The organism is Cyanothece sp. BG0011, assembly GCF_003013815.1.
Taxonomy (GTDB): Bacteria; Cyanobacteriota; Cyanobacteriia; order Cyanobacteriales; family Microcystaceae; genus Crocosphaera.
Window position 1 is genome coordinate 1 of record NZ_PRLH01000079.1, and the last position, 7,672, is coordinate 7,672.

4 protein-coding genes are annotated in these 7,672 nt (G+C 33.1%); 3 read left to right on the forward strand and 1 reads right to left on the reverse strand.

The genetic code is table 11. The annotated features are described in order from the left end of the window. Positions 1 to 156: 156 nt before the first annotated feature. Positions 157 to 1,617 carry a DASH family cryptochrome gene (locus C4E06_RS10435; RefSeq protein WP_107668008.1) on the reverse strand — a complete coding sequence of 487 codons (1,461 nt, stop codon included), beginning with the start codon at positions 1,615 to 1,617 and terminating at the stop codon, positions 157 to 159. Between the two features lie 436 nt (positions 1,618 to 2,053). Between C4E06_RS10435 and C4E06_RS10445 the strand changes: the two genes are divergently transcribed. From C4E06_RS10445 to C4E06_RS10455, 3 genes are all read left to right on the forward strand, one after another. Beyond that, a complete protein-coding gene (locus C4E06_RS10445) occupies positions 2,054 to 3,301 on the forward strand; it encodes a MerR family DNA-binding transcriptional regulator (protein WP_107668010.1) in 1,248 nt (415 codons plus the stop codon). Further along, complete coding sequence (locus C4E06_RS10450; RefSeq protein WP_107668011.1) at positions 3,298 to 6,591, forward strand: hypothetical protein; 3,294 nt, start codon at positions 3,298 to 3,300, stop codon at positions 6,589 to 6,591. Before C4E06_RS10445 ends, C4E06_RS10450 begins: the two co-directional genes overlap by 4 nt. An 18-nt stretch (positions 6,592 to 6,609) precedes the next feature. Then, positions 6,610 to 7,672: pPIWI_RE module domain-containing protein (locus tag C4E06_RS10455; protein WP_157951142.1), on the forward strand; the 1,063-nt coding region annotated here is incomplete at its 3' end.

Here is a 7,672-nt window from a genome sequence, read left to right on the forward strand (position 1 = left end):
CTCACGATCATTCCCATCACCATCATACTGCGATCGATCCTTATGCCAAGGTTGAAGACTATCATCAACGGATATGGAAAACTCCTTAAGAATGTAGAATTAAGAATTAAGAATGTAGAATTAAGTTTATATTCTTAATTTGAAGTGAACTCCCCATTATTTTGTAGCAGAATTATAGACTTTTTCGTTGGCTTTGACTGATTTGAAAAAGTCTACAACAGGGTTAGGATAGTCAACGCCAAGTCTGACATTGTATCGTTTTTGTTCATCTTGAGAAAGTTTCCAGGGTTCATGAATTTTATCCCCTGGAATCATTTTTAATTCGGGTAACCAATGTCTTAAATAGTCTCCTTTTGGGTCATAATTTTGGGATTGTTTAGGAATATTAAAATAGCGAAACCCCCTCGCATCATTACCCACTCCTGCGGTGTAATTCCAGTTTCCATAGTTACTACAAACATCATAATCAATTAACAAAGATTCAAACCACTCAGCCCCCATTATCCAGTTAATTCCTAAATTTTTAGTGAGAAAACTAGCAACATTTTGTCTGCCTCTATTGGACATAAAACCAGTGGCTGCAATTTCCCTCATATTAGCATCTACTAAAGGATAACCGGTCTTACCTTCTTGCCAAAGACTAAACCTCTCTTGGTCTTCTTTCCAAGTAATATCTAACCCTTGTAAACCGGATTCATAAAAGATTTTATTTCCATGTTTCGCACAAATAAAGCGAAAATAATCACGCCATAATAATTCAAAAATTAACCAGTAAGTTGAATTATTTTTAACTCTTTCTTCTTCATATTTCTGGACTTCTTCATAAATATAACGAGGGGATAAACAACCATGTGCTAACCAAGGGGAAAATTTAGAAGAATAATCAGCCCCTAACATTTCGTTTCTGGTTTCTTTATACTCTTTAAGACAGTTGCTCTCCCAAAAATAGTCTTGTAAGCGTTTAATCCCTGCTGTTTCTCCTCCTTTAAATTCTAATACTCCTCTCGAATCAGATTTAGGTTTTGCTAATCCTAACTCTTCTAAACTTGGAATTTTTCCTGGTTCAATATGAGGAAGAAATATTAATTTTCTGGGAGTTATTAATGTGGGGTTTACCGTAGAATTTTTTTCAACTTTTTTGCGAAAACTGGTAAAAACCTCAGGTAATTGATTCACTTCAAAAGGCAAATCATCCCAATGATATAATGTTGTTCCCCAAAATCCTCGGACTTTAACTTTCAGAGGTTTTAATGCTTGTTTAACTGCTTTTTCTACTTTTGTTTCTTCGGATGTTACTTCTTCATGAAAATAAACTGCATCTATTTCTAATTCTTTGATTAATTGAGGTATTATTTTTTCAGGATAACCTTTTCTAACAATTAAATTACTCCCTAAGTCTTGTAGAGATTGACGTAAATTACTAACACTTTCTAACAAAAACTGACCTCTAAAATTACCCGTTTTAGAAAAACCATAAGAAGTTGTTTTAAATTGTCTAGTATCAAAACAATAAACAGGAATGATTAAAGCACCCTCTTTAATAGCTTGATACATTGGTTCATGGTCATGAATTCGTAAATCATTACGATACCAAATTAAAATTTTTTTATTAGACATACCCAATAATTACATTTATTAAGATTTGTTAAGTATAATAACATTTTTACTCTAATATTTAAAATCGGCGTGTTTTGGGCGATCGCATGAGGTTTATATAACTCACATCTTGCACCAAAACCAATAAACTTAATAATTATGACAAGGTAGTCAATTGTGAATAATTTAGCATCAAAATTGAACACTTTTGCCTGTCTTGGTGAGCGTTCCCTTGCGCAGATGCGAAGGCGCGGGGTCTCACCGCTCTTGCCTCTTGCCTACCCCCCCTGCCCCCCTTATAAAGGGGGTGTGGGAGGTGTTAGCGAAGGTGCAAGATATGAGTATAACAGTTAGGAATAGCGATCGCCATATTTCAAAATTTTTTACAAAATCATAAAATATCTAGACAAATCTAGGCAAATCTGATTATACTCGAAACAGCACTGAGGAAAAAGTCATTTCTGAGTTTGTTAGTCCCAAAGAAGCCGCACAAAATCTTGGGGTTAGCGTCGATACTTTGCGACGCTGGGAAAAGGCTGGAAAAATTAGTGCAATCAGAACGGCCGCAGGACACAGAAGATATGACCTTAATTCAGTACATAGACAGGACAGTCAAAATGATAGGGAGAAATATTTGGTGAATGAAGAAACAGTACAAAGAATTGCCAAGGGAATCTGTCAGTATCATCAAAATATAAACAGGCAAAAATTATCTCAATATCCAGCTAATTTACAGTTAGCAGTAGACAAATTAATCATAAATTGTTTGTTAACAGGAATAGAGCCTCTAAAAGGAGTTCCAGATTTTCTTAATCGTTGGGCAAAACAGCCTTTGCAAGATTGGGATTTGGATATTAATTGTCCTGAAGATTGGCATAGTAAATCTTTAATAGAAGAACAGAAACTGAGTAATTTTTGTGTTGAAACCGCAGAGGAATATTTAGAAGAATATGGTAACTTCCAAAGAAAAGTAGTTGAAAAACTGAGATTTAAATCTTTTCGCGATCGCGATTTATATACTAAGTTTAGACAATATATTATCGAACATCCGGTAGTTACTAAACGCGAACTAGATACAACAGCTATTTTAGAGTTTTCATCATTAAAAGAATTACTAATAGATTGTTATGAACTAGCACCAGCATCTTATAAAAAAGAAGGTAATTTTTATTGTTGCGGCCATTGTGATGGTTTGATGTATTTGAATAAAAATCAAGATTTACGATGTGAAAATCGTCATTGCTCGCAATATAATAAAGCAGCAGTTCCTTTTGATGCTAATGGTAGCGAAGTTAGGTGGTTAAAGCAAGATTTGCGTTATTTTATGCACCGTCCTGGGAAACCAGAAGTAAGGTTATTTAATAAGCTAAAAGAATTAGATTTAAAAGAGGTAATTCTTTTTCCTAACTTAGATATATACGATATACATTTAGTTTTTCCTGACGATACAGTTTGGGCGGTAGACCTTAAGTTTTGGGAGTCAGCATATAACTTAGCTAAGAAAGTCGATAAACCTATTCCACGTTGGAAAGAACAACCTTATCATGAATGTTTTTTCATATTTCCTGATGAAATAAAACACTACGGTAAGGAATATATACAAGAATTCAGAAGTTATTGTACTGTTCCTCTCAAAAAATCTCAGGTCATGTTTGAAGGTGCATTTATTCAGAAAGTAAAAAGAAAATTAGGTAAACAATCATGAGAAATATCACCGAATGGCAAGAATCATTGAAAGATGATTTAGATACTGGATTGTTGAATGTAGAGTTAGGGCTTTATTTATTAGAAAGTCTTCTTCCTAATGCAACAGCTAAGAGTTTATGGGTTTTATTAACCGGATACGATTATTCGTTTGTAGTAAGTCAAAACTGGACGCAACAACAAAGAAAAATGTTAAGTATTGCCCGTCATTTATTAGCACAATATACTTCACCTAAACTTTGGTCTGATGCTTTAGATAAATATCAAGAATATGCAGAGGAAACTAGAGGTTATGAAATAACAGAATTAGATACTTTTGAGAGACAAACTAATATTACTGTTGCTAATAATCGCTTTGAAGTTTACGAAAGAACTTTAACTACACCAGTTGCCTTATCTCAAAGAAAAGAAGTAAGTTGGGCAACGGAAGGACAATATAAATGTGAAGTAGAAAAACGGATGGATACTGTCACTATTACTTCAGAGTTAGCTGATTTTTCCCGTCCTCCCAGTCATAATTTAAACAATAATTCGCAAAGAGAAACTTTAAACATACCCTGGCGAGATTTATATTTTACAGCAGAATGGATGGACGAACAGCTAACAGCAAAAGGTTTAAATCCAATCTGGGTAAACTGTTTTGAACGCATGAAATTAGAAGTATTCAATGATGCTCAAGAACTGGTAGAAGCAGATTATTTAAGATTAGATAGGGTTAGGCACTTGGGAGGTATTCCTTCTGCTGGTAAATCGGTGTTGATGAAAATATTAACAGTATATGCTTATCGCCAAGGATTGAAAGTAACTTTAATTGTTGCCGATGTCTTGCAAATATTTGATCTGATTAAAACTTTTACAGAAGTTAATATTAATGAGGTTGCACCAATTTTAGGTAATTCTAATAAAGCGAGCCATTTAAGTAGGTTACATAAGGCTGTTTATAATGCTAATCCAGACACACCTTATAATCAAAATCATCCAGGGTTTAAATATTTAAGTAGTGCTTGTTTATTGACTCCTTATATTACTCCGAGATTAGAAAGAGCTTTTGAAATTGGCAAGCAACCTTGCTTTAGTTTAGAACCAATGGAATCAGAAGAAGATGAAGAATTTACCAGTAATAAATATTGTCCTGCTTATGGTGTTTGTCCTTCCCATCAAAAAGAAAGAGATTTAGTTAAAGCTTCAATTTGGATTGCTACCCCAGGAAGTTTAATTTATTCAAAAGTACCTCGAACAATCAATCGAGAAAATATTATTTATTTTGAATTGATGGCGAGGCGTAGTGATTTAGTAATTATCGATGAAGTTGACCAACATCAAGCTTATTTGGATAGTGCATTTAGTCCCAATCAAACGTTACGTCGTCCTACTAGAGATGCTTGGATAGATGAATTACATGACTTAGTTGAAACTAAATTAAAATATACTCAATCCAAACTATTACACAAAGATTTTATTGCTGATTGGTGGGACGCTTTACAAGAAGCGCGTAAAGTAGCAGACAAAATTTATACATTACTAACACAAGAAAATCTTTTACTACTATTAACTAATATTGATAAAGAAGAAGATGAAACAAAAAATAAATCTAAACAAAATAGATACAAAAGATATTTTACAGATTGGTTGCTGTTAAATGAAGTAGCAACATTACTGACAGTCAGTAATAAGCAAGAACCGCAGCTAGAAGAAATTAACAATCGACAATGGCTGATGCAATATGTTTTTCAACCCTATATAGAACAAAAACTAGAACCTAATATAGAACTAGAAGAGCTAGGTCAAAAGGATAAACAGCTATTACTAGAATTAACTTTAATAGCCAACAAAAAAAATAAAAAACTAGCTATTAGAAAGTGGATCAAAAAAGCAACAACTATACAACTATTAGAAAAAGAAAAAAATCAAGTTATAGCTACATTAGAATTTGCTTTACTTGTCTGCACTCTACAAAGAAATCTCTATCTAGTCACCAGTAGATGGCAATTTGTTAGAGAAATATTAAACCTAAATATGTCTGATTCAATGTGGTTTGAATTTCCGCCTTTAGACTTTAATCCTCTGATTCCTAATATGCCAATGGGTAATCAATTAGCCTTTCAATATCTTAAATCATATAAAGAACCATTAGGAAGTTTACAGGTTTTTCGTTGTACTGGGGTAGGACGTTGGTTATTTACTAATTTTGCTAATTTGTTTCAAGGCGATAATTTTAAACCTCCCCATTTATTAATGATGTCAGGGACAAGTTGGGCGGGTGAATCTTCCGCTTTTCATGTTGATGTTCCTGTATCGGGAATAATTGCACCAAAAGAAGAAAGAGAAATAAAAATAGAGTCAGAATTTCTATCTTTTTGTGACGATCAACAAAAACCTATATCTGTTTCGGGTACAGGAGATAAGAAAGATTATAATCTTAAAAAAATTGTTAGTAACTTAGTAAAAGAAGAATATTTAGAAAGAAAATTAAAGGAGTTAAACGGTAGAAAGATTTTATTACTTGTAAATAGTTACGACCAAGTTAATACAGTTTATGAACATCTTAAAGATTTAGGTTGGGGCGATCACGCTATTCCTTTATCTCGCGATGATGAACATCTTAATGAATGGGAAAATAATAAAGATAAATCATTACAAAGGGGACAATCGAAAGAATTTGCAACAGGTAAAGAAGAAATATTAATTGCACCATTAAAGTCCATTGAAAGGGGTCATAATATTGTTAACGTTGATGGAAAGGCCGCAATTGGCGCAGCATACTTTTTAGTTTTACCTCATCCTAGCCCCGACGATCTTTCTTATGCGATTCATTCTATAAATCGTTGGGCAATTGATAATTACAAAAAGGTTAGTGGTGAAACTTTAGAAGAATTGGGGGATAATTTTCGCAGAGATGCTTATGCTAAATGGCGACATTGGTTGCAGCTTTCGATTAGATTAAGAACTTTACCTCAAGACGAACAATATAACGATCGCAATGCTGTTTATTGGGATATTATTGTTTGTTTGTGGCAAGTAATTGGTCGTTTAATTAGGGGGAATGCTAACGCTGAAGTGTTTTGGTGCGATGCCAAATTTGCGCCCAATACAGCTAAAAATGGTGATGAATCTGACAATGTAGCAACTAGCACTTTAGTAGGAATTGCTCATTTACTGCATCCCTATTTTCAAGATGATTCCGATATACCGCAGCAAGAAAAATTAATTGTGCAGCGTTTATACAAACCTTTTTATCAAGCGATCATTCAAACAAAAAATGTATCGAGTTTACCTACAGTAAATATTTAATTTCGAGGAACAATTTTTATGGTTTATCAAACAATTTCTGCTTTAGCTTTAAAATTAAAAGCTGACTTACAATCTCAACCTTATTACGGACTACAAGTTAATAATTCGGAAGAAGCAATACAGTATCTCAAACTATTAACAGCACAACGTAACAAATACAAACAACCTGTAGACAAAACAACTATTCCTTTTAAGTCTCTTTATCAAGCATTAAGATTACTTCCTGGTTTAATTTATATTGCTGACATATATAAAGAATGTTTAGTATATAGTCCTCAAGAAATTAATAAAACAGACATTAGAGCAATTATAAACTATTGGATTGAATTAGAATTTCCTGATAATCCAACAAGTAATCGAAGAGACGGTATTACTGCTGAGGAAAGAGATATAGCACGAGAATCTTTTTCTGAAGATAATTTAATTTGGTCATCAGAAACAGTATCTTACAGAAACAATTTTAATACTTATCCAAATGGTACAGCAAATCTCGCTAACGATGATTTTATTCTGCTTCCTTATATTATGGCTGCAGAATTAACTAAACCAGAATGTACTTTTACAGTAGATAATCAACCGTTAAAATTCTATCGCACTACCTCATCTAAATTTCAACCTATAGAATTAATCTCTTGGCATCCGATAAGGGCAACAATAGGAGAAGAAATCTATTATTATTCAATTGTTTTGACAATTAAAGTCGAAACCGTACCCCATCAATCCTATCCCGAAATACATATCAAGCCTAGTATTAGAAGATGGCTGAGTTTACCTAATTCTCAACTCTCTTATAGCCATTCAAGTAATGCTTATATCTTGGCAGATTTACAATGGGGTAACGTTGTTAATCCAAATAATTTTAGTAAATGCTTTGTTTCCTATCCTATGAAGATGTATAAGCAAACAATCGATGGTGAAAGTCAATGGATACCTAATTGGAAAAATAAAAATAGAATCACTCAACTTTTAAGAAAATTAAATATATTATCTGCTACACCACAAGATATATTATCTAATCCCATAAATTATTTACAAAGCAATTCTCAGGAATCAATTGGTCTTGCTTTCAAAGAAGGAATGA